The sequence below is a fragment of the Neobacillus nitrireducens genome, assembly GCF_030915405.1.
Classification (GTDB): domain Bacteria; phylum Bacillota; class Bacilli; order Bacillales; family Cytobacillaceae; genus Neobacillus.
The window spans coordinates 485,164-507,735 of the sequence record NZ_CP133262.1 but is presented as its reverse complement, the minus strand read 5'-3'; the positions used below and the strand labels follow the sequence as shown (position 1 = coordinate 507,735).

20 protein-coding genes are annotated in these 22,572 nt (G+C 39.8%); 2 read left to right on the top strand and 18 right to left on the bottom strand.

Translation table 11 applies throughout. The annotated features are described in order from the left end of the window. Nucleotides 1-54: 54 nt before the first annotated feature. The 10 genes from cysI to RCG22_RS02325 all read right to left on the bottom strand — a co-directional run bounded on the left by cysI (nt 55) and on the right by RCG22_RS02325 (nt 13,413). The gene (cysI, locus tag RCG22_RS02370; RefSeq protein ID WP_308105560.1) at nt 55-1,773 is read right to left on the bottom strand and encodes an assimilatory sulfite reductase (NADPH) hemoprotein subunit; all 1,719 of its coding nucleotides are present in this window, start codon (nt 1,771-1,773) and stop codon (nt 55-57) included. A 24-nt stretch (nt 1,774-1,797) separates the two neighbouring features. Then, nucleotides 1,798-3,624 (bottom strand): assimilatory sulfite reductase (NADPH) flavoprotein subunit, encoded by a 1,827-nt coding sequence (locus tag RCG22_RS02365; RefSeq protein WP_308105559.1) that lies wholly within the window; start codon nt 3,622-3,624, stop codon nt 1,798-1,800. Between the two features lie 297 nt (nt 3,625-3,921). After that, nucleotides 3,922-5,076, bottom strand: a complete 1,155-nt coding sequence (ftsZ, locus tag RCG22_RS02360; RefSeq protein ID WP_098260483.1) for a cell division protein FtsZ — start codon at nt 5,074-5,076, stop codon at nt 3,922-3,924. 460 nt (nt 5,077-5,536) lie between these two features. After that, nucleotides 5,537-5,983, bottom strand: coding sequence for a hypothetical protein (locus tag RCG22_RS02355; protein ID WP_308105558.1), 447 nt, complete (start codon nt 5,981-5,983; stop codon nt 5,537-5,539). A 203-nt stretch (nt 5,984-6,186) separates the two neighbouring features. Further along, nucleotides 6,187-6,690, bottom strand: a complete 504-nt coding sequence (locus RCG22_RS02350; RefSeq protein WP_308107068.1) for a DinB family protein — start codon at nt 6,688-6,690, stop codon at nt 6,187-6,189. Between the two features lie 100 nt (nt 6,691-6,790). Next, nucleotides 6,791-7,306: a hypoxanthine phosphoribosyltransferase gene (gene hpt / locus RCG22_RS02345; protein WP_374049460.1), complete on the bottom strand. Its 516-nt coding sequence runs from the start codon at nt 7,304-7,306 to the stop codon at nt 6,791-6,793. Between the two features lie 92 nt (nt 7,307-7,398). Next, on the bottom strand, nt 7,399-10,002 hold the full coding sequence (adhE, locus tag RCG22_RS02340) for a bifunctional acetaldehyde-CoA/alcohol dehydrogenase (RefSeq protein ID WP_308105556.1): 2,604 nt from the start codon (nt 10,000-10,002) through the stop codon (nt 7,399-7,401). A 162-nt stretch (nt 10,003-10,164) separates the two neighbouring features. Then, on the bottom strand, nt 10,165-10,392 hold the full coding sequence (locus RCG22_RS02335; RefSeq protein ID WP_308105555.1) for a hypothetical protein: 228 nt from the start codon (nt 10,390-10,392) through the stop codon (nt 10,165-10,167). Between the two features lie 248 nt (nt 10,393-10,640). Next, nucleotides 10,641-12,188 (bottom strand): NAD(P)H-hydrate dehydratase, encoded by a 1,548-nt coding sequence (locus tag RCG22_RS02330; RefSeq protein ID WP_308105554.1) that lies wholly within the window; start codon nt 12,186-12,188, stop codon nt 10,641-10,643. 34 nt (nt 12,189-12,222) lie between these two features. Continuing rightward, nucleotides 12,223-13,413 (bottom strand): MalY/PatB family protein, encoded by a 1,191-nt coding sequence (locus RCG22_RS02325; protein ID WP_308105553.1) that lies wholly within the window; start codon nt 13,411-13,413, stop codon nt 12,223-12,225. Nucleotides 13,414-13,580: 167 nt separating this feature from the next. Here RCG22_RS02325 and RCG22_RS02320 point away from each other — a divergent pair, with 167 nt between their 5' ends. Beyond that, on the top strand, nt 13,581-14,555 hold the full coding sequence (locus RCG22_RS02320) for a 2-hydroxyacid dehydrogenase (RefSeq protein WP_308105552.1): 975 nt from the start codon (nt 13,581-13,583) through the stop codon (nt 14,553-14,555). A 176-nt stretch (nt 14,556-14,731) separates the two neighbouring features. Next, complete coding sequence (locus RCG22_RS02315; protein ID WP_308105551.1) at nt 14,732-15,880, top strand: CAP domain-containing protein; 1,149 nt, start codon at nt 14,732-14,734, stop codon at nt 15,878-15,880. A gap of 340 nt (nt 15,881-16,220) precedes the next feature. Here RCG22_RS02315 and RCG22_RS02310 read toward each other — a convergent pair whose 3' ends face one another. From RCG22_RS02310 to RCG22_RS02275, 8 genes are all read right to left on the bottom strand, one after another. Further along, the gene (locus tag RCG22_RS02310) at nt 16,221-16,571 is read right to left on the bottom strand and encodes a 2Fe-2S iron-sulfur cluster-binding protein (protein WP_098260473.1); all 351 of its coding nucleotides are present in this window, start codon (nt 16,569-16,571) and stop codon (nt 16,221-16,223) included. 186 nt (nt 16,572-16,757) lie between these two features. Beyond that, entirely contained in the window at nt 16,758-17,459 is a 702-nt protein-coding gene (locus RCG22_RS02305; RefSeq protein ID WP_308105550.1) for a GntR family transcriptional regulator, read from the bottom strand. Nucleotides 17,460-17,503: 44 nt separating this feature from the next. Beyond that, on the bottom strand, nt 17,504-18,034 hold the full coding sequence (locus RCG22_RS02300; protein ID WP_308105549.1) for a chromate transporter: 531 nt from the start codon (nt 18,032-18,034) through the stop codon (nt 17,504-17,506). Then, nucleotides 18,031-18,654 (bottom strand): chromate transporter, encoded by a 624-nt coding sequence (locus tag RCG22_RS02295; RefSeq protein ID WP_286137778.1) that lies wholly within the window; start codon nt 18,652-18,654, stop codon nt 18,031-18,033. The genes RCG22_RS02300 and RCG22_RS02295 overlap by 4 nt, the downstream gene beginning before the upstream one ends. Nucleotides 18,655-18,736: 82 nt before the next feature. Then, nucleotides 18,737-19,216 (bottom strand): GlcG/HbpS family heme-binding protein, encoded by a 480-nt coding sequence (locus RCG22_RS02290; RefSeq protein WP_308105548.1) that lies wholly within the window; start codon nt 19,214-19,216, stop codon nt 18,737-18,739. A 29-nt stretch (nt 19,217-19,245) separates the two neighbouring features. Continuing rightward, nucleotides 19,246-20,709, bottom strand: a complete 1,464-nt coding sequence (locus RCG22_RS02285) for an aldehyde dehydrogenase family protein (protein ID WP_308105547.1) — start codon at nt 20,707-20,709, stop codon at nt 19,246-19,248. A 109-nt stretch (nt 20,710-20,818) separates the two neighbouring features. Then, entirely contained in the window at nt 20,819-21,550 is a 732-nt protein-coding gene (locus tag RCG22_RS02280) for an iron-containing redox enzyme family protein (RefSeq protein ID WP_098260468.1), read from the bottom strand. Between the two features lie 236 nt (nt 21,551-21,786). Further along, a complete protein-coding gene (locus tag RCG22_RS02275) occupies nt 21,787-22,563 on the bottom strand; it encodes a creatininase family protein (protein WP_308105546.1) in 777 nt (258 codons plus the stop codon). Nucleotides 22,564-22,572 lie beyond the last annotated feature (9 nt).

The following is a 22,572-nucleotide window of genomic DNA, read 5'->3' as shown; positions in this document are numbered from 1 at the left end:
TCCACTTTAGCCAACAAAAAGAGACAGGAAGTCCCTGTCTCTTTTTACATTTGATTAATCGTGAAAATTGGTTCCGTCAGTCGTAGCTTTGATGATTCCTGCACGAATGACAAAATCACCGAAGTGCTCACCATCTTCTCTTTCTTTCGCATAACGAGAAAGCAGAACACGCAGTTCGCTTAGAATTTCTTCTTCGCCGATATTCTCTCGGTACATTTTGTTTAGTCGGCTTCCATCAAAAGCGGCACCAAGGTACATATTATACTTGCCTACCGCCTTACCCATAAAAGCAATTTCACCAAGTCCCGGACGAGCACAGCCATTGGGACACCCTGTCATCCGGATGGTTATTTCTTTATCTCGAAGGCCATTTTCATCAATGATTGTTTCAATTTTATCAATTAGTACTGGTAAATAGCGCTCTGCTTCAGCCATTGCCAATCCACAGGTTGGCAATGCTACACATGCCATGGAGCTGCGGCGAAGTGCTGATGTATATTTGCCATCGGTCAACCCATATTGTTCAATCAATTCGGTAATTATTTTCTTTTTCTGAGTTGATACATTAGCAATGATCAGATTTTGATTGGTTGTCAAACGGAATTCACCCGTATGAACTTTAGCAATTTCACGCAATCCAGTCATTAACTTATAATCGGCAAAATCGGCAACTCGACCGTTTTGAATAAACAAGGTCAAATGCCATTTGCCATTTACGCCCTTTTCCCAGCCATAACGATCACCGTTATGATCAAAATGAAACGGTTTTGCTTCTTCCAATTTCCAGCCCAGCCTGTGTTCCAATTCTTCCTTAACTGTTTCAATGCCAAGGCGGTCAACAGTGTACTTGAACCTAGCATTTTTCCTAACTGAGCGATTACCGTAATCACGTTGAATGGTGATTGTTTTCTCCGCTACATCATAAATTTGCTCTGGCTTACAGAAACCAATTACCTTAGCAAGCTGTGGATAGGTCGCTTTGTCCCCGTGGGAACTTCCCATTCCACCACCAAGTCCGACGTTAAAACCAATCAGTTTTCCATCCTCAACAATGGCAATCAATGCTAGATCTTGTGAAAAAACATCAATATCATTTTCCGGCGGGACAGCAATTCCGATTTTAAACTTCCGCGGCAAATAAAGCGGTCCATACATTGGTTCAACTTCTTCAATTTCCGGTGTACCTGCCACTACTTCTTCGTCAAGCCAAACTTGATGATAGGCTCTTGTTCGTGGTAATAAATCATCACTTAATTTTTTTGACCATCCATATACTTCAGAATGGATTTCAGATTGATATGGATTTGATGTGCACAAAACATTCCGGTTTACATCTCCACAGGCAGCAATCGTATCTAAAAGAGTAGCATGGATTTCCTGAATCGTATTTTTCATATTCCACTTTAAAATACCATGCATTTGAAAGGTCTGTCGTGTTGTTATTTTTAAGGTGCCATTCCCGTTCTTTTGAGCAAGATCATCCATTACGAGCCATTGTTCAGGTGTAGCCACCCCGCCTGGTAAGCGGACACGCAGCATAAACTGGTATGCAGGTTCAAGTTTTTGTTTGGCACGCTCATTACGCAGGTCACGGTCATCCTGTAAGTAACTGCCATGATGTTTCATAAGTCGGTTATCATCTTCAGGAATTCCTGCACTCATTCGGTCTAGCATTACTTCTTTTAGTGTTCCCCGCAAATAATTACTTCTTTCTTTAATACCTTCTACATCACTAGGCGGGCCTTCAGGTGCTTTTAAAATTTGATTAACCATGGTGAAACTCCTTTCCATCCCAAATCAGTATACGTCACGCTGATAACGTTTTTGCTGCTGCATCTCAGCAAGATATTCTCCTGCTTGTTCACGGCTCATGCCGCCTTCTTTTTCAATGATCTCAATTAAAGTAGTATGGACGTCATGCGCCATGTGTTTTTCATCTCCGCAAATATACAGGTGTGCACCCTCTTGAAGCCACTCAAATAGCTCCTTACTATGCTCTAGCATGCGATGCTGCACATATACTTTTTCATCTGTATCACGAGAAAAGGCCACATCCATTTTCGTTAACGCACCCGATTTCAACCACTTTTGCCATTCGGTTTGATAAAGGAAATCCGTCACAAAATGCTGGTCTCCAAAGAACATCCATGATTTTCCTTCCGCTCCGATTTCTTCACGTTCTTGCATAAAGGATCGAAACGGTGCTGCACCTGTTCCAGGACCAACCATAATGATTGGAGTGACTGAATTTTGTGGCAGCTTAAAGTTTTCATTATGCTGAATGTACACAGGTACTGTATCACCCGGCTGCAAACGTTCCGAAGCTAAAATAGAACAAACGCCTTTTCGTTCACGCCCGTGTGCCTCATAACGAACCGCACCGATCGTTAAATGAACTTCTTCAGGATTTGCTGTTAAGCTGCTCGCTATCGAATATAGACGAGACGGCATCTTACGCAAAATGGAGATAAATTCTTGTGCTGCACCGATCCAAGGCGTAAAATCACGCACTAAATCAAGTAAATCCCGTCCTTCAAGGTACTGCTTTAATTGTTCCTCATTCCCTGCTGCCACAAGGTCCTGCAACTTCTCATTTGCAGAAAGCGGTGCTGCCTTCTCAAGAAGTGGTTTGGTCAAAGTAGTTATTTCAAAGTGTGATAGGAGCGCATCTTGAAGCGTAAGAACTTCTCCCTTTTTACTTACAGTTACTTGTTGTTCCGGATCCCAATTCATTTCTTCTAGAAGTAATTGAACAAGCTCAGGATCATTCGCCGGGTAAATACCAAGACTATCCCCTGGTTCAAATGTAAGCCCGGAACCTTCGAGTGATAATTCGAGGTGACGTGTTTCTTTATTCGAGCCGCGGCCATTCAGATTAATATTTTCCAACACTTCAGCCTTAAATGGATTGGTTCTGGAATACGTGGACTCAACAAGTTGTGATGCTTGTGCCGGTTCCGATTCTGGAACTGCACTACCTCCCACAGCTTCATTTAAGCCGTTAAGTACACCAGCCAACCATTCGGCTGCAGGCTCATCATAATCAAGATCGCAATCGAAACGAGGATATAGCCTTGTACCACCAAGTTCCCCAAGTCGTGTATCAAAGTCTTTACCCGTTTGACAGAAAAACTCATACGAGCTGTCTCCCAGCGCCAAAACGGAGTAACGAAGATTTTCAAGCTTTGGAGCCCGCTTACCATGAAGAAACTCATGAAATGACAATGCGTTGTCCGGTGGATCACCTTCTCCGTGGGTACTCGCGACAATCAGCAGGTTTTGGACCTTTTTTAAATTGTTAGCTTTAAAATCGCTCATCGACTGGATGGTTACTTGAAAGCCCTCTCCCTCAAGTTTTTTGCCCGCCGTCTTAGCAAGACCTTGAGCGTTACCGGTCTGTGAGCCAAAAAGAATGGTCACATCTTTTGAAACAGTTGGGGCGGTAATCCCAACAGGACGATCTGCCACTTGGACATTTCCTGATCCGGGAACCGAAGCAAATTGGGCCGCTGCCAAAAACCCGCTCAACCAGACTTTTTGAGATTCTGTCAAGGTTGGGAGAATACGGTTGAGGAGCTCTGCCTGCTCCTGATTAAAAGGACTGTTCAATACTTGAAGTTGCACCAAAATCCACCTCACAAAGGATTATTAACTTATCGTGATCATTTATTTATCATGACTTTTTTAAAAATCTTACAATACAAACTTTTCAGTCAAAAAATGATTAATATAATAATAGTTTTACTATTCCTATAAGTCAAGTCGGTTTTAATGATTTAATCCATTAAAATCAAATTTAAATCTTTTTTATTGATGTGTTTTTGATTATTGCCCTATTTATTCATGGAGTAACGCACAGGACAATTCCCATATGGGCTCTTGTCCAGTGCTCACTCCTCACTACGCAGGTTTTTAGAATGACTATCTATTTCTTTTATTTCGGTTGCGCAAAAACGTCGGGATGTCGAGAGACTCTTCCTGTTCCTGTCCATATGATCCTTTATCATATTCAGGTTCTTCATGTCTCACCTGTTCATATCGAGGTTGTTCATGTCTAGGTTGGGACTGTATTTGTGTTCTTTCCTGTGGAGGCTGAGTGGACGATTTAATAGGTCGTGTCTGTCTTTCTTCAAAGCCCGTTGCAATCACTGTAATCATTATTTCATTCTTAAAATTTTCGTTAATAATGGAGCCAAAGATCATATTTAATTCTTTATCTGCTGCAGAAGCGACAAGATCCGCTGCTTCTTGCACCTCATAAAGACTTAAGTCTTTCCCGCCGGTGATATTCATGAGGATTCCTTGTGCCCCATCAATCGAAGTTTCTAATAATGGACTGGAAATAGCCTTTTTTGCTGCTTCAACTGCGCGCCCTTCTCCTTTGGCCACCCCTATGCCCATTAAGGCTGTCCCTTGATTACTCATAATCGTCTTCACGTCAGCAAAATCCAAATTGATTAAACCTGGGACGGCAATTAAATCCGAAATACCTTGAACCCCTTGGCGAAGAACATTATCAGCTTCCCGGAACGCTTCAATCATCGGTGTTCTTTTGTCAACAATTTGCAACAAGCGATCATTAGGAACAATAATTAACGTATCTACCGCATCACGCATTAACTCAATTCCATTTGCCGCATTTTGAGCTCGTTTACGTCCTTCAAAACCAAACGGACGAGTAACAACACCGATTGTCAACGCTCCAATCGCGCGCGAAATTTCAGCAATCGCTGGTGCAGCGCCAGTTCCTGTACCACCGCCCATTCCAGCTGTAACGAACACCATGTCCGCTCCTTTTAGTACATCCTCTAACTGCCTTCTACTTTCTTCAACTGCTTTTCTGCCAACTTCCGGATTCGCACCTGCCCCTAAACCTCTTGTCAATTGTGCACCAATTTGCATTTTGATTTCCGCTTTTGATAGGTTTAGAGCTTGAGCATCTGTATTTACGGCGATAAACTCGACACCTTGAACTCCACCTTCAATCATCCGATTAACTGCATTATTCCCTCCGCCGCCAACACCAATTACTTTAATTCTAGCAACCTGATCTATATTCATGTCAAAATCCCACATATTAATCCTCCTCATCCAGCGTTTATTGCTTTATTATTTTAAAATAATCGTAGACTTCTTCTAAAAATTCGTATAACTCTAGCAATGGTTTGAGATAGATTAATTGACTAATCTAATCTTCTGTCCTATGTATATATATTTGCTTATTCGTATTTTAACAAAATAATCAATGATTTAATATAGTTTGCTAACACTCAATTCAGATAAATTTGTTGAAATATGTAGAAATTTTTCTCAAAAGTGTAAAATTAATAATAACCGAAAGAGGAAGTAGTTCTTTTGCAGTGCTTCTAATGATATATTGAGTAAAACCAGTGATAGGATAGCTTTATCACAGTTATATCACAATGCTAGCATTGTGATATATTAGCCTAGCACAGGTATAAAAAAGTACCTTTAATACAGCAGTTACGCTTACCGCATTAAAGGTACTTTGATTAGTAACGTGAGATATTTGTAATTAATGTGCATGTGAATCGTGGCGGCCACTAAAACTCTTCCAGTTATTATGGTACCTGGCTTCCAACAAAAATCCAATCATCATTTCAATTAGTCCAACCCCCATAAATGCCGGTTGAAGCCAGCTTTGCCAGCCAATCCAATAAACTTGAGCGCCGATCCAAATCAACATCACTGCTCCAAGTAACACGACCCCTACACCTGCATAACGATGATTGAAAAATAATAATAGCGCTGCAATAATGCTTAGTACCCCATTAGCTACCAGTAGGACGATCCCTGGGATAAAGAAATCTTTAAATGGACTATCTTTCAATAAATCCACTGTCATACTTAGCCTGCTGCCATCTGGACTTACGATAAACATCATTCCACAGAGAATTGCACCGGCACCAATAAACAATAAGAAATCAGCAGTAACCAACCTTAAAGCCTTACTCGTTTTCATTTTCCCCATCTTCTTTCGATCAGATTTGGAAAATCGTCGTCGAAACAAAGAGAGTTATTCTATCCATCTATATTATACTATTTTTGCTAAAAAAAGGAAAGTAATGGAGCGTTTCTATCCCTCTTGGAAGGATGAAATGATTGAGACATAAAAAGCACACTTAGGTTAAGTGTGCTCGTGCGAGAACTGAACTGTATGTACATTTATAACGCTGGGGCTTCCATCCCCATTTGGCTCCATTCGTCTCTTGATGGACCATATACCCCAGGAACATTCAATCCTGCTTGGCGCATAAGAACTGTCATTTGGCCGCGGTGGTGGATAATATGTTTAATCAAGAGATCAAGCGTTACAGCCTTCGGCATATCCATTCCAAACACATTTTTCATTTCATTCAAAGAAGCGTCAGTCCACTGCTGCTTAACAGCGTCAATTGTGTCAGCACTAACCTTTCGAAAGGTGTCTGCAATTTGCTTTGCAGAGGACGGGACAGCACTTGAGTTTTCTACATTTTCGACTGTAATTCCAAATTCATTCAGCATTTCAGGTGTACTTGTTACGACATGCCATGCAATTCTCCCTAACGTACGGTCGTCTGGTGATACGGCTTGTTGAAGTGAACCATCTGTTAATACATCCAATACCTTTTGTGTAGATGCTGCTTCTTGATTCCAATCCATAGTAAATTCAGCGATAGAAGTATACATCATTCATTCCTCCATTTTTTAACTGTTTTTCCATAAAAGTATATCATCGTTACTTTTGATAGCAAAATTTCCCACAGGAAATGCTTTTTCAAAGACATTTCTAATACTCCTCCACTGTGGAGATATGTGGTAAATTTCGATACTTTTGGGCATAGTCAATCCCATAGCCAACAATAAATTCATCCGGAATCACAAAACCAACATAATCGACCGGTAACTCAACTTTTCTTCTTTCAGGCTTATCTAAAAGAGTGCAAATCCTAATGTGTTTCGGTTTGTGTGTTTTCAAATGATCACGTAAGAAATGCAGTGTCAGCCCGCTGTCGATAATATCCTCCACTACCACAACATTTTGATTGGTTATATTCGCATCCAGATCCTTCAATAACCTTACTTTCCCTGTGGACTCTGTTTCATCTCCATAGCTCGAAACAGAGATGAAATCAATTTTAATATCCCCCTTCATCTCACGAATTAGATCTGCGGCAAAAACAAAGGAACCCTTTAAGACAACGATGAGGACAATTTCTTCATTGTTAAAGTCACTTTCAATTTGCTCTGCTAATTCCTTTACTCGTTCTTTAATTGCTATTTCGGAAATCATCACATCTTTCATTCTGTATGCCAAAAAATCCACCCTCTTCTAAAAAAAATAAAAAGCCAATACGAAAAACCAATTAGTTTGATTTTTCGTATTGGCAAAGATTATTATACCCCTTTATAAGCTTTGCGGTAAATATCAGCTAATTCTGTTACTAAAGGAAGCTTAGGATTAGCAGTAGTACATTGGTCTTCGAAGGCTCTGTCTGCCAGGTAGTCAACCTTGCTCTCGAATTCGACTTTATTAATATGATTTGCTTCAAGGCTCATTGGGACTTCAAGTTCTTTCGCCAATTGAATAATGGCTTGAACAAGGCTCTCTACACCTTCCTCAATGGTTCTTGCAGGTAAACCTAGGATTCTAGCGATTTCAGCATACCGTTTATCCGCTTTGAAATGGTTGTACTTCGGAAAAGCAGTAAATTTCTTCGGTTTCGTTGCATTATAGCGGATCACATGCGGCATTAGCACTGCATTTGCCCGTCCATGGGCAATATGGAACTCAGCACCCAACTTATGAGCAAGACTATGGTTAATACCTAAAAATGCGTTAGCGAACGCCATACCGGCAATCGTCGAAGCATTATGAATCTTTTCACGCGCTTCTTCATCCTGGCCGTTTTTGTAAGCTCTTGGCAGGTACTCAAATACAAGTTGGATCGCTTTAATGGCAAGGCCATCGGTAAAATCATTCGCCATGCACGATACATAGGCTTCAATCGCGTGTGTCAATACATCCAATCCTGTATCGGCGGTAATATGTTTAGGTACCGTCATCACAAACTGTGGGTCGATAATGGCGACGTCCGGTGTCAATTCATAATCAGCAAGTGGATATTTAATATTGGCTTCCTTATCTGTAATTACTGAGAATGAAGTTACCTCCGAGCCTGTTCCAGATGTAGTTGGAATGGCTACAAATTGTGCTCTTTGACCAAGATTAGGATATTTAACAATTCTTTTCCGAATATCTAAGAATTTTTGTTTTAAGCCAAAGAATTCGGTATCTGGATGTTCATAGAATAACCACATTCCTTTGGCCGCATCCATTGCGGAACCACCACCTAGGGCAATGATCACATCCGGCTGGAAATTAGCCATCATTTCTGCACCCTTCATGACTGTTTCAATCGATGGATCCGGTTCTACCTCGGAAAAGATTTCACAATGTACATAATCCGGACGCTTTCTTAAATAATAAAGTACTTTATCAACATACCCTAATTTCACCATTCCAGGGTCGGTGACAATAAATGCTTTTGATATTTTTGGCATTTTCGCAAGGTATTGAGTTGAATTTTTCTCGAAATAGATTTTAGATGGTACTTTAAACCATTGCATATTAATATTCCTTTTCGCCACTTTTTTAATATTCATTAGATGAATGGTACCAACATTGGTAGAAACCGAATTGCCGCCATATGTTCCACAGCCGAGGGTCAATGATGGCATATAGGCGTTATAAATATCACCAATCGCACCTTGTGAAGATGGAGCATTGACAATAATACGCCCCGCTCTCATCCGCAGCCCAAACTTTTTAATAACGGTTTGATCCGTGGTATGAATGACAGCTGAGTGACCTAACCCGCCGAACTCTAGCATTTCTTCGGCTCGTTTTAGTCCTTCCTCAAGACCGCTTACTTTGTAGCAAGCAAGCACTGGGCTTAATTTCTCCCTTGAAAGCGGGAATCCAGGACCGACCCCTATTAATTCTGCGATAAGGATCTTTGTATCATCCGGAACTTTTACCCCTGCCAACTGGGCAATTTTTGAAGCTGCCATCCCAACAATGACTGGATTAACCGCACAGGATTGCTCATTAATGACTAATTTTTCAACCTTAGCTTTTTCTTCTTCATTCAAAAAATAACAATTATTAGCCGCCATTTTATGTTTTACACTATCATAAATTTCTTGATCAATAATGACCGCCTGTTCGGAAGCGCAAATCATCCCATTGTCAAACGTTTTTGATAGAATGAGGTCATTTACTGCTTGATCGAGATTGGCTGTTTTTTCAATATAACATGGTACATTTCCAGGTCCTACTCCGAGTGCCGGCTTACCTGAACTGTAAGCGGATTTCACCATTCCCGCACCACCTGTGGCAAGAATTAACGATATTTTCGGATGGTTCATAAGAGCTTGTGTTGCTTCAAGTGATGGCGCTTCAATCCATTGAATGCAATTTTCTGGTGCACCTGCTTTGATCGCTGCATCTCTAAGCACTCTTGCTGCTTCACTGCTGCATTTCTGTGCAGATGGATGGAAAGCAAAAATAATCGGATTTCGTGTTTTTATCGAAATGAGTGATTTAAACATGGTGGTCGATGTTGGGTTGGTTACAGGTGTTACTCCTGCAATGACTCCGACTGGTTCTGCAATTTCAATCATTCCTTCATGTTCATTTTCGTTAATGATTCCTACGGTTTTATCATATTTAATATTATGATAGACATATTCTGTCGCAAACATATTCTTAATAATTTTATCTTCATAAACGCCTCTGCCTGTTTCTTCTACAGCAAGCTTTGCTAGCGGCATATGCTGGTCAAGACCGGCCAAGGCCATATCTTTCACAATTTCATTAATCATCTCTTGATCAAAGCTGCGGAACTCAGCCAATGCTTTTAGTCCGTTTTCCACTAAAACGTTAACCATCTTCGTTACATCTTGCTTTTCTTTAACTGCCTTTTCAACAATTGCCATTGTAATACCTCCATTTGATTAAATGTTTGTGAAATATTTCACAAGTTTGTTTAAAAAAATATTGTCTGGTATTCTCTCTGGGTGTCCTGGAATGTTTGTTTGTGAATTGTTTCACATTATTAGTTAAAAAAATATTAAACTAACTATTGTGCAAATAAATTACTATTCACAGACTGGATTGCGTGGAATCTTTTCAAATAAAATGTCATTAAGAATCTTCGAATACTTTTTAACCATGATCACATAATTTACGGTCCAGATATAGGCGGGGATTTCTTCATTTTCTTTAAAATACATTGCCTCAAATTCGTCCCCAACTGCTTTTTCAAATGTTTCTAGGGAATAAGTTTCAGAATCGGTAGAGAAGGTTTTCCATTCACAAACCATCATGTCTTATCACTCCTTGTTTGTTTATGGATTTATCATAGCATGAATTTTAGATAATAGTTTGTGAAGTATTGAACAAAGTGTGAAATGTGTTTACTTTTGCTTAAATTAGGTCCAAGTCCTTATATATCAATGTTTTGAAATAATAATATTGTATTATATTTAGAGATAAATTTTTTAACTGAAAACGTTTACATGCTATTTCATTATATCAAAATAACATTCAGAAAGGCAGCTTATTCGCAGCCTTTCTACAACTGATGTAATTGGTCTCTAACTCCATCAATAAGGTCAAACGGTCCTACCCCATAATGAGAAAGAACTTTTGCCTTTTCCTCCCCAGCTCTCGCATGGAAGTAACTGGCTGAAATCAGAGCTTGTAAGGGCGAAGCACCCTGGGCAAGAAAGGAAGTAATCAGCCCTGTCAATATATCACCGCTCCCACCTTTTCCAAGCGCATCATGGCCGTACGGATTTATGTATAGGTCACCATCAGGAGTGGCGATTATGGAGCGATGCCCCTTTAAAAGCAAATAAACTCGATAATCCTTCGCAAAAGCGGCGGCGATTTCAAGGCGATCCGCTTCCACTTCTTTTACCGTCTTATTGATGAGACGAGCCATTTCCCCTGGATGCGGGGTAAAAATCACTGGTCCCTGATAGCTACGGACAACATCCAATTTATTCCGAAACAAATATAAACCATCAGCATCGATAACAACAGGTTGGAGTTGAAGAGCAGTTAGGATCGATTGAATCCACACCTCGCCACCGGAGAAGCGACCCAATCCAGGACCTATTGCGATACTATCAAATTGCTCAAGCACAGGTACCAGGACATCAACTGATTTTTCAGCGATATGTCCGTTATCCTCAGGTAGTGGTAAAAGTAAGGATTCCGGGTTTTGGATGGCAGCCATTGGATAAATATTTTCAGGAACGGCTAATGTGACTAATCCCGCTCCGGAATGCAGGGCTGCCTTTGCAGAGAAAATGGGCGCGCCGACATAGTTACGTGACCCGCCTACTATTAGGACATGACCGAACGTCCCCTTATGCCCATGCCTAGGTCGAAGTGGAACAGAAGATTTAACAAGATCCTCCGAAATCAGTTTAGGCATGACTAGTCCCAGTTCCGCAGCACACGAAGGGGGAACGGAAATGTCAACCGCCTTCCACTCCCCGATAAACTTTGATCCTTCATTCAGAAAGAAGCCCTTTTTAGGAAAAACAAACGTAATTGTCTTTGTTGCTTTTATTGCTAGTCCGTCCACTTTTCCATTTTCGCTATTAACACCTGAAGGTATATCGACAGAAATGACTAATTTTTCCCCATTATATTCATTTACCAACTCGATAACTTGGCTCAAAGGTTCTCTTACAGCACCGTTCATCCCTGTCCCTAAAATGGCATCAATGATAATGTCTGCCTGATTTAATTCATTTTGTAGTGCAGCCAGCGTCTGTTCATGTAGTAGGAAAATCGGTAATTGTCGGTTAAGATACACATCAAAATGTACTTTTGCATCTCCTTTGATTCGTTCGGGGGTAATTAACAAACACAACAAGGGCTTAAGACCAATATCGGACAAACGGCGGGCGATGACAAAACCGTCTCCGCCATTATTTCCACCACCTGCAAGTATAATCACTCTAGGATTTTTACAAGGTGAACTTGCAAGTATTTCCTCAACCACCTTTGCTCCGGCATTTTCCATTAATACCACACCAGGTAAGCCTAGCTTCTCCATAGTAAACTGATCCATTTTCTGCATATCCTTTTGACCCGCGGCAAACAAATTTCACCCCTCCTTTAACATCCTTCCTATCTTTCTATCGTACGTCCTTGAATTCTCTAGCAATCCTTTCAAACGCTTCCTGAATTAAGGGGCGAGGCGACGGGATACAAATTCTTTGCCACTGTAACCCTTCTTCGCCAAACATCTTTCCATCTTCGAGAAGAACATTTGCTTTATTATAGATTCGGTCATGGATTTCATCTGGTGAGAGGCCATATTCACTAAAATCCATCCACATGATATAGGTTCCCTCTGGAATTCTCACCTTTACTTTCGGCATTTTCTCTGCTAGAAATTGGACAGCCCATTCCATTGTCCCATCAATATAGTCCTTCAACTGCTCTAACCATTCTTCTCCTTCATTGTAGACGGCAATCAGTGCAGAAACAGTAAATGGAGAAGGTAAATGCATTCCCATGACGGTATTGTAGGTTTTTCTTAGTTCCGGATTTGAGATAATCACATTTGTGCAATGAAGTCCAGCGACATTGAACGTTTTATTGATGGCTGTAAAAGTAATAATACGCTCACCATGGTCGGTAGCTTTTGCAATTGGAATAAAGGTTTGATTGCGGCGAACTAAATCACCGTGAATTTCATCCGCAACGATCAGAACATCATGTTTCGCACAAATATCAGCTAATTTATTAAGTTCTTCCTTAGTAAATACCCTTCCCGTTGGATTATGGGGGTTACATAAAATAAACATTTTCGTCGTTTCGTCTTTTGCCTTCTCTTCAAAATCCTCAAAATCAATTTGAAAATAGCCGTCACTATTTGCTTTAAGTGCATTATTCATGACTTTTCGTCCGTTTGCTTCAATCGCAGAAGTAAACGGTGGATAAACAGGCCGTTGAATAATGATCCCATCTCCTGGGTTAGTTAATGCCTTCACCGCTACATTTAGAGCATGTACTGTTCCAGGGCTAAAGCTGATATCCTCTTGTGGAATATCCCAATCATGTCTCTTCTTAAACCAATGCTGAATAGCTTCAAAATACTCTTTTGGAAAGATGGTATAACCAAAAATCCGGTGGTCGACAGTCTTATGTAAAGCCTCTATTAACGGCTGTGGGACGGGTAAATCCATATCGGCTGTAAACAACGGAATCGTCTCTTCATCATATCGATCAGTCAGACCAATCTGTTTAAGTAACTCCCCGCCATCCCATTTGATTGAATAGGTTCCTCTTCGATTGACAATTTCATCAAAGTTATATTTCATGTAAATCCACCTTTCCACTATTTATTACTTGTATCCTAACACTTTTTATATGCTTCCATCCACTTCTTCAAAATCATTGTGCTTTTTTCATTTTCTAAATATTGACTGTTTAAAAATTCTATGTCAATTTAAAGATATATTCCTAAAGGAGAAGAGACTATAAACATATGAAAAGAAAAATACTTGCTTATAACTTTGAATTCTCAGAAACCTTAGATCGTTTGAGAGATGATTTTGATGTGGATATTTTTGAAAAAATCAATCCCAAGATAGACCCAGACTTTTTACAAGCTCTTAAGTATGCCGAAGGAATTGTCGGCCTAGCCCTTCCAGTCGATAAAGAATTACTAGATTGTGCCCCGAATTTGAAAATAGTCTCAAATAACTCGACTGGATTTAATAACCTTGCTATTGGTGAGATGACTAAACGGGGGGTAATGGGAACAAACACACCAGGTGTCTTAGAAGATACAACGGCAGATGCGATCTTCGGTATATTACTGGCTGCAGCACGACGCATCCCTGAACTGGACCGCTTCGTGAAGGCAGGACATTGGAAGCAGCATTTAACCCGAAACGAGTATGCTATTGATGTCCATCACAAAACCTTAGGAATTATTGGGATGGGGAAAATCGGGTCGTTAATTGCTAAGCGCGGGCATTTAGGTTTTGATATGAATATTCTATACCACAATCGGACCCGAAACCTAGAGGCGGAGAAAAAATATAATGCTGTCTACTCGGAGCTTGATACCTTACTTAAGGAAGCAGATTTTGTTTGTTTAATGACCCCGCTCACACCGGAAACCGAAAATTTAATCGGTGAACGAGAATTTAAATTGATGAAAAAGTCCGCTATTTTTGTCAATGGTTCGCGTGGAAAAACAGTAGATGAAAAAGCACTTATTGAGGCAATTAAAACAAACGAAATTCACGGAGCCGCAATCGATGTATTCCAGAGAGAGCCGGTGAGTGCGGACCATCCGCTGGTTCAGTATCCAAATGTGGTGACGACCCCGCATATTGGCTCATCTACTCACGAAACAGAATATAAAATGGCACAGCTTGCGGTAGAGAATCTATTAGCGGGACTCACGGGGAAACGTCCAAAAAACCTGATTAATCCTGAGGTTTTGGATTGATTTAATCAATAGAAACAGACAGATTCAGAGAATTTAAATTCAAAAATCCCTTCTATCTTTCTAGATAGTAGGGATTTTTTTGTTAAGAAAGCCGAGCATATTTTGTCCCATAAGCATATTACTTATACATTTTATTTAATTTGGTTAGAATTCTAATAAGAAATGGAGGAAAGTTCATGGTTCGATTACTTGCGATCATCTCGTTTTTACTATTATTTAAATTTTCATTACCTGTTGTTGATAAACAGTTGGAAAATACAGAAATCAAAAAGACGATTGATTCGGTTCAATCTGAATTAAGTGGCATAGATAACACTGCCTTATCAGATACGCTTACTAGTTTATATGAAAAAATTCAACAATTAGCGGATCAGCTTGGTTTTCAGATGGATGATCATCCTTTCACGAAACAAGAGCCGCAACAGAAGCCGAATGAAGTCGAAAAAGTAGAGTTAACTCCCCCGACGGAACAAGTTTTTTCAATCAATAATATTGAACTTGGGAATCTAAAAGAAGATATTGATCATAATATAGGCAAGGCAAACCGGTCTTCTCTAAATGAATATGGAACAAAATGGTACACCTATCACGAAGATTACCATGATTTTTTTATGATCATGTATGATAAAACTAACAAGGCAGCAGGATTATACACAAACCAAGATTTAATTGCTTCAACGAATGGAATCAAAATGGGTAGTTCAAAGAAAGATGTTCGTTCAAAACTAGGGGAACCTTTAACGAAAATTCAAAAAGGGTTGACCGTTTATCAATTACAGGAAAATAGTGATTATGATATGTACTTACTTAAAGGAACATATGTAACCGTCTTTTATGACAAACATGAGGATAATACGGTGACAGCGATGCAATTAATTCGTAAAGACTTTGAAGAAAAGAAAACAGATTTTTATACTAAGGCCAATTCCGCCTTAAAGGAAGGTTTTGAATATCAATTATTCGATTTGACTAATGCTGCTCGAGTCCAGCATCAGCTTCCAATTCTAACATGGGATGAACACGTCCGAGGAACAGCTCGAAAACATAGCACCGATATGGCGGTCAATAATTACTTTGATCACACAAATCTTAAGGGAGAATCACCGTTTGACCGAATGAAAGAGGATGATATCAGCTTTTACTTAGCCGGTGAAAACCTCGCCTATGGTCAGTTTAGCAGCATATTCGCCCATGAAGGATTAATGAACTCCCTCGGACATCGAGAAAATATTTTGCGAGAGGATTACGAGTTTTTAGGGGTAGGTGTAGCTTTTAATAATGAATCACAGCCCTACTATACAGAAAACTTTTTTGCGAAGGAGTAAACTTGAAAAGCATATATTACACAAAAAAGCGATGAGCAGAAATCTCATCGCTTTTTTGTACATGTTTATTTCAGTGTCAGATCCTACTACTTTTTAACATTAAATCTAGTTGTGGGTTGCCTAACAAGCTAAGCCAGTGAACGAAGTTTTTTGTTCTCCTTCAAATGCAGGGGTTTATGCGTATAATAGATTTTTGCAAGTGCATGGTTATCGCATAGTGAACATTTAATCTGATAGGAAGCTTTACTAATATGGGGAGTTTCTAAGAAGGTTAATATTTCTTTCATATGTCTGTCACAGGCCCACATGATCTCACCCCGAATTCATATTTTTTTACTTCTTATTTAATAGTTGAGACTTCTTTCTGAAGTTTATCGGGCTTTCTTTTTTTGACTACTTCTGTAACTTCATCATCCCAAGAAATCGAGATATCTCCATTCGTCACAAATGTTTGACAGCCGAGGCGGTACCCTTTATTTAGCCATTCTTCACCTAATTTTCTTCTTTCCTGCACCTTGACTTTATCGAGGAATTCAGCACCTTCCTCCGCTTTAAATACGCAGCTGCCACAAATTCCCCCGCCGCATCGGTTTGGGAGTTCTCCATCGTAACGGAGGGACATCCTTAAAATATTTGCATCCTCTGGCACCTCTAATTGTTTATTACTGTTAATGAAATTTATTTTTGGCATGCCTCGTGTCCTCCCTTATATTTATCTTCTTGGTATACAATATACCATATTTACAATTTTCAAACAATAATAAATTTCAAATATTTATATTTTTCTGATAAGGGTAAAGATAAGACCACATCGAGGAGACGGTGTGGTCATTAATATAGATGTTCGTTCCACTCCAAGATCATAAATAGGAACGGATCAAGTGGACATCAATTTTTCCTTTTTATTAAGCTTTTCTTTTAAACTCTTAATATAAGTGATATATGCCTTTTTCGAGTTTTCAATATGAATCCTCATTAAATACTCCGCCATTTCCGCTTCCTTATCGCGCAAGGCTGTCATAATATCAATATGTTCCCTTAAGGATTCTTTTCTTCTTCCTGGTGTCTCATAGCCCATATTTGCTGACATATGTATATAGTCAATCAGACCAGAGAGAATCTCTAATAATTTAGGACTTTTCGATGCTTTATTAATCAAACGATTCATTTCAATATGTTCAAGATTAAAGTTTTCTTCCGCCTGATCATTGAACTCGATTAGTTCTTCAATCTTTTGATCCAATTCTAGCTGTGTTTCTCTATCCATTCGCCTTGCTGCTAATTTAACAGCCAAAACTTCTAAAGAGGCAAGAATTGTAAATACCTCGATGACTTCATTTTCAGAAATATTACTGACGACGACACCTTTTCTTGGAACTGTTTTAACAAAGCCTTGAGATTCCAACCGGAACAACGCCTCCCGAATCGGAGTCCGACTAATGCCCAATTTCCCTGCAAGCTCTCTTTCAATTAACCGGTCGCCTGCTTTTAGTTCGCCCTCAAGTATCATTTCCTTAAGGTATTTATAGGCATGCTCTCGAATCGATAAAAGATTGTTTTCCTCCCAGCTTATATCCATAAACTCCACCCGCTCATTTTTAAAGTTTTTTCCAAAATCCCAGGTTACGAGAGAAATACACCACCATAAATTAATGCACAAATAATGACTAGAGAAGGATGCATTTTTATTTTACTTAATGCAAAATAGCTGACCACTGCCAATAGCAGCAGGTGAAAAATACCACTATTTTCATAAGCGGTTAAAAAGAATTGATACGCCATTACAGCAAGTAAAATAGCAATAATCGGCTGTACTGACTTGGTCATAAGCGATACTTTGGGTGACCCTTTAAATAGATTCACAAATTTAAATAGTATAATGACTGCGAGTGCGGAAGGAAGAATTGTAGCTATAAGTGCGATAATCGAACCTAGAATCCCACCGACGTCATATCCAATATAGCCTCCCATTTTAGTAGCAATCGGTCCGGGTAAGGCATTACCAATCGCCAATACATCTCCAAACTCGGATAAACTCATCCAGTGATAATTGTTGACCACTTCATTTTGAATTAATGGAATGGTTGCAGGTCCGCCGCCATAACCCAATAAATTAGCAATAAAAAATGCCCAAAAGATATGCAAATAGATCATGAACTTTTTTCCTTTCTCTGAAGAAGCGCCGCAGCTGCAGCAGCTTTTTCTTTTCGGTCCGCTATAAAAAAGGCAGTAATAAGAAAGACCGCAATTAAGATTCCGGGATGCAATCCTAGGAACTGGACAAATATTAATGAAACGACCGACAATGAGAGCATGATTGGTAACCCCAAACCTTTACGGCCATTTTGGAAGAAACGGTAAGCCATCTCCAAAAGCATAAAACCAATGACAGGCGTAACCCCTTGAACCATCCCACTGACAATCGGTGATTCCTTAAATTTGTAAAGCACGCCCAATAATGCGATCATCGCAATAATAGATGGTAGAATGTGAGTTAGAATAGCTACGGTCGCCCCTAAATACCCCTTCACTTTATAACCAATATACGCCGCCATTTTAGTTGCAATCGGCCCTGGCAAGGTATTAGCTAATGCCAGTATTTCTACAAATTCATCCTCATTCATCCATTTGTATTTTTTGACAGCTTCAAATTCAATCAACGGTATTGTCGAGGGTCCACCGCCATAGCCAGTCACTCCAGTACGAGCAAATCCAATAGCTAACTCCAAATATGCTTTCAGTTGACTCTCCCCCTTTTTATACCAATATAACATTCTAACACTACTTTTTATAGAACCTGAGATTAAGATAGACCTCATTCTGCTAAAAAATGCGTTGAATGAGGTCCTGCTTTTATTATTTTTTTATATCAGCTACAGTGATTACTTCATGCCCGGCACTTTCTACATAGCTTTGCAATGCTTTCAAGGCTGCTGTTCCTACGGCCGTGTCTTGCTCGCCGTTCCCACCGCTCACGCCAATTCCACCAATAACCTCACCATCGACAACAATTGGAAAACCTCCAACAAAAATGGCGAATTTCCCTGGAAGCATTTGTTGAATTCCAAAGGCTTCATTTCCAGGAAGTGCAGGTCCATTAGGCTCTTTGTTAAATAAATGCGTTGAGCGTTTATGGCCTGCAGCTGTGTATGCTTTCGCAATCGATATATCCGGTCCAGTGATGCGTGCGCCATTCATACGTTCAAGCGCTAGCAGGTTGCCTCCATCATCGACAATAGCGATGGTTTCTAAAACATGGATCTCTTCCGACTTTTTCTTTGCTGCTTCAATCATTAACTTCGCTTCTTCTAGTTCTAATTTCAACACAGATTTCATTTTTGTTCTCCTTTAGATAATATATTATTTTAATAGCCCATATAGACAGTTTTTAATTGGGTAAAGAACTCTAGACCCACTCTTCCGGATTCACGGAAAGTGGAAGTACTTGATTTTTTCAGACCGCCAAATGGCGCATTCATTAGGTTTCCAGTCGTCGTACGGTTAACCTTAACCGTCCCGGCTTGGATATCCTTTGTAAATTGGTTAGCGATTTTGAGATTATTGGTAACAATTGAGGCAGACAAACCATACTCAACATCATTAGCAACAGCAATGGCTTCTTCATATGTATCTACTTCAATCACTGCCACTACCGGTCCAAAGATCTCTTCTTTCGCAATTCGCGAATTCGGTTTTACATTGGTGAAAATTGCAGGCTCAATATAGTATCCTTTTTCGAATTCTCCGGTAAGGATTTGCTCCCCGCCGTATACTAAATCTGCACCATCTTCTTTACCAAATTCAATATACTTCAAGACATTTTTCAGTTGTTTTTCGTTAGCTAGCGGCCCAATTTTCACTCCTGCTTCGAAGCCATTTCCGATCTTTAGCGCACTAGTTTTTTGTACTAGCTTTTGAGTAAATTCCTCTTTCACTTCTTTTAAAACAATGACCCGGCTTGTTCCGGTACATGCTTGCCCTGTTAAGGAATAGGCTCCATTTACAGTCAAAGTGGCTGCTAGATCGAGATCCGCATCTTCCATAACAATTAACGGATTTTTCCCGCCAAGCTCCATTTGAGTGCGCGTTGTAAAAGAGGCCTTGCTATGAATATCTTCTCCGGCTGCGGTTGAACCTGTAAATGTGACGGCCCTAACTGCAGGATGGGTTACCAATAGATCACCCACATCTGAAGCTTTGCCCGTTACAAAGTTAATCACACCTTTAGGAATTCCTGCCTTAGCTAGTGCTTCGACTAAGCGGAATGCAATCAGTGGAGTATCAGAGGATGGTTTAAATACAACCGTATTCCCCGTAATTAAAGCAGGAGCTATTTTTCGGGCAGGAATCGAAAGTGGAAAGTTCCAAGGAGTGATGACACTTACTACTCCAAGCGCTTCTCTCTCCGTTGAAACTTTCATGTTTGCATCATCATTTGGAAAGGTTTCCCCCGTAAAGCTTTGTCCTTCTACAGCATAATAGCGGAGCGTTTGCGCTGAACGGATCACTTCATTCTTGGCATCCTCAACATGCTTGCCTTCTTCCCTTGTTAACTCTTCGGCCAAGGCGGCCACATTTTGTTCTAATATATTAGCGGCTTGATTTAAGATGGCCGCACGCCTAGAAGGGGCAGTTTGCGACCAACTAGGAAAAGCATTTTTGGCCGCTTCTATCGCAGTTTTTACATCTTGTTCATTCGAAGCCTGAAATTCTCCCACTACATCTTCAGTATTTGCAGGGTTCACACTAAAAAACGTCTTCTTACTCACCGACTCCTGCCATTCTCCATTAATATAATTATTAAATGTTTCTACTTTCGTAGTAATCACTACTATCACCTTTTTTCATTTATTAAGTTCCCTGTTTTTTATAAAAAAAGGGCCGTCACTTAAACCTTTAAATTACAAGATTAATAGGACGGCCGGTAAAATTTTCTTATTACTTCGTTTCTACTAAAGCACCTAAATCTTGCTCACAGTATTCTCTCCAAAGACCATCCATGTACATACGGCGCATTTTTGCTCCTGTACGAACAACTTCTAAGCAACGTTGTTGTAACTCAGGTGTATCCGCGTGGTCTAGAACGATTTTGTAACCGCGCTCACCATGAATTTCATCTGAAACGATGTGTAAGTCGAAGAATTCAATTTCTTCATCCGTAAATCCATACTGTTCACGAAGAGCAGGAGTTTGTTTACGGTAAATGTCAGGTACTTGTGATTCTAAGCCTACAACTAGAGCTGCAGTTGCTACGACGAAATTCTCACGCGCAGCTACTGCGAAACACCAGCTTTGAAGACCTAAAGTCGTAGGAGCCATATTGTTAGGGTCGATAATTCTTTCTGCAGTTGTACCACATGCTTCTGCAAAGCGAATTAATAAATCAGTGTGACGATCTGCAGCGATTTCTTCTTCATACATATTTTGAAGAGTGAAATCTTTTGCAGATGCAAACTTTGGATCTGATGGAGTGTTGTGGTAAATATACGCTAGGTAATCTGCGAATGGTCCTACATAATGGTAGTGATTTTCAGCCCATCTAGAAAAGTGCTTTCTTCCAAGTTTCCCTTCAGCCCATGCTACTGTAAATGGAGCCTTCTGGCTATGGTTACCTTTAATTGCTTCTTCTAATTGTTTGCGAAACTCATCTTTAGATAATAATTCTGTCAACTGAAATTCCTCCTCTAATTTTATGTAGGTACCCAATCCTAAATTGGTATTTGATATTTTGTATACCAAATTAGATTAAAAATAAAAAGATGATGGTCAACTTCTCATTCCAACCCTCTTTTATTTGGTGAATTTATCGATTTGGTATACCTTACGTTTATACTACCAATATATTGTTTATTTGTAAATAGAATTTTTAGAATTTTTTAAAGATTATAATCGTTTCCTTTTAACTGCTACATTTTTTGATGCGCATCTACTTTTAAATCTAATAATTTAGAGAGTTCATTCGATAGATTATCCAATGCTTCCTCAACGATCTGCTGGCCTATTTCCCAGCTAGCTTTGGTTGCATCCCCGATATTGCCGTTTTTTGTCATTTCTTCATAATAGTAAAATCCTTGGATTGCTTTACCGGGACGAAGCTGCTTCCATCTTCCCTCTTCTTGAATATCACCTATTTCAAGGTTTTCAAGTCTGACAATCTCAGGCGCTAAATAAAGTGCTTCGGAAACTTCCCGTTCACAGCTATGCCCAAATAATGGTGAAGTAACATTTTCCTTTATCGCCGTCTTGGCAGAGCCTGTTGTTTTAGCATAGTATATTTCTACGTCTAATTCGTTAGTTAACATCATGGAGGCCACATTTAGTGTCGATTGGTTACCACCATGTGAATTTAATAATAAAAATTTTCCAATTCCATGATGTTTCAGGGATGAAATGACATCCTTTAATATGGAAATTAACGTTGTGGGCTGCAAAGAAATTGTCCCCGGAAAATTCAGATGGTGTTGTGAAACACCCATATTAATAGTTGGTGCTACCATTGCATATGGAAACATCCGTTGCCCTAACTTTAGAGCCATTTTTTCAGCTAAGACCGCATCACAGCTTTCCACCATATGGGGACCATGTTGTTCATGAGCTCCAATCGGAATAATCGCAAGTTGAACAGTTTTGAGTGACTCTTCTACTTCTTTCCAGGTCATAGCGGTTAAATCATAACATTCCATTCTATCTCA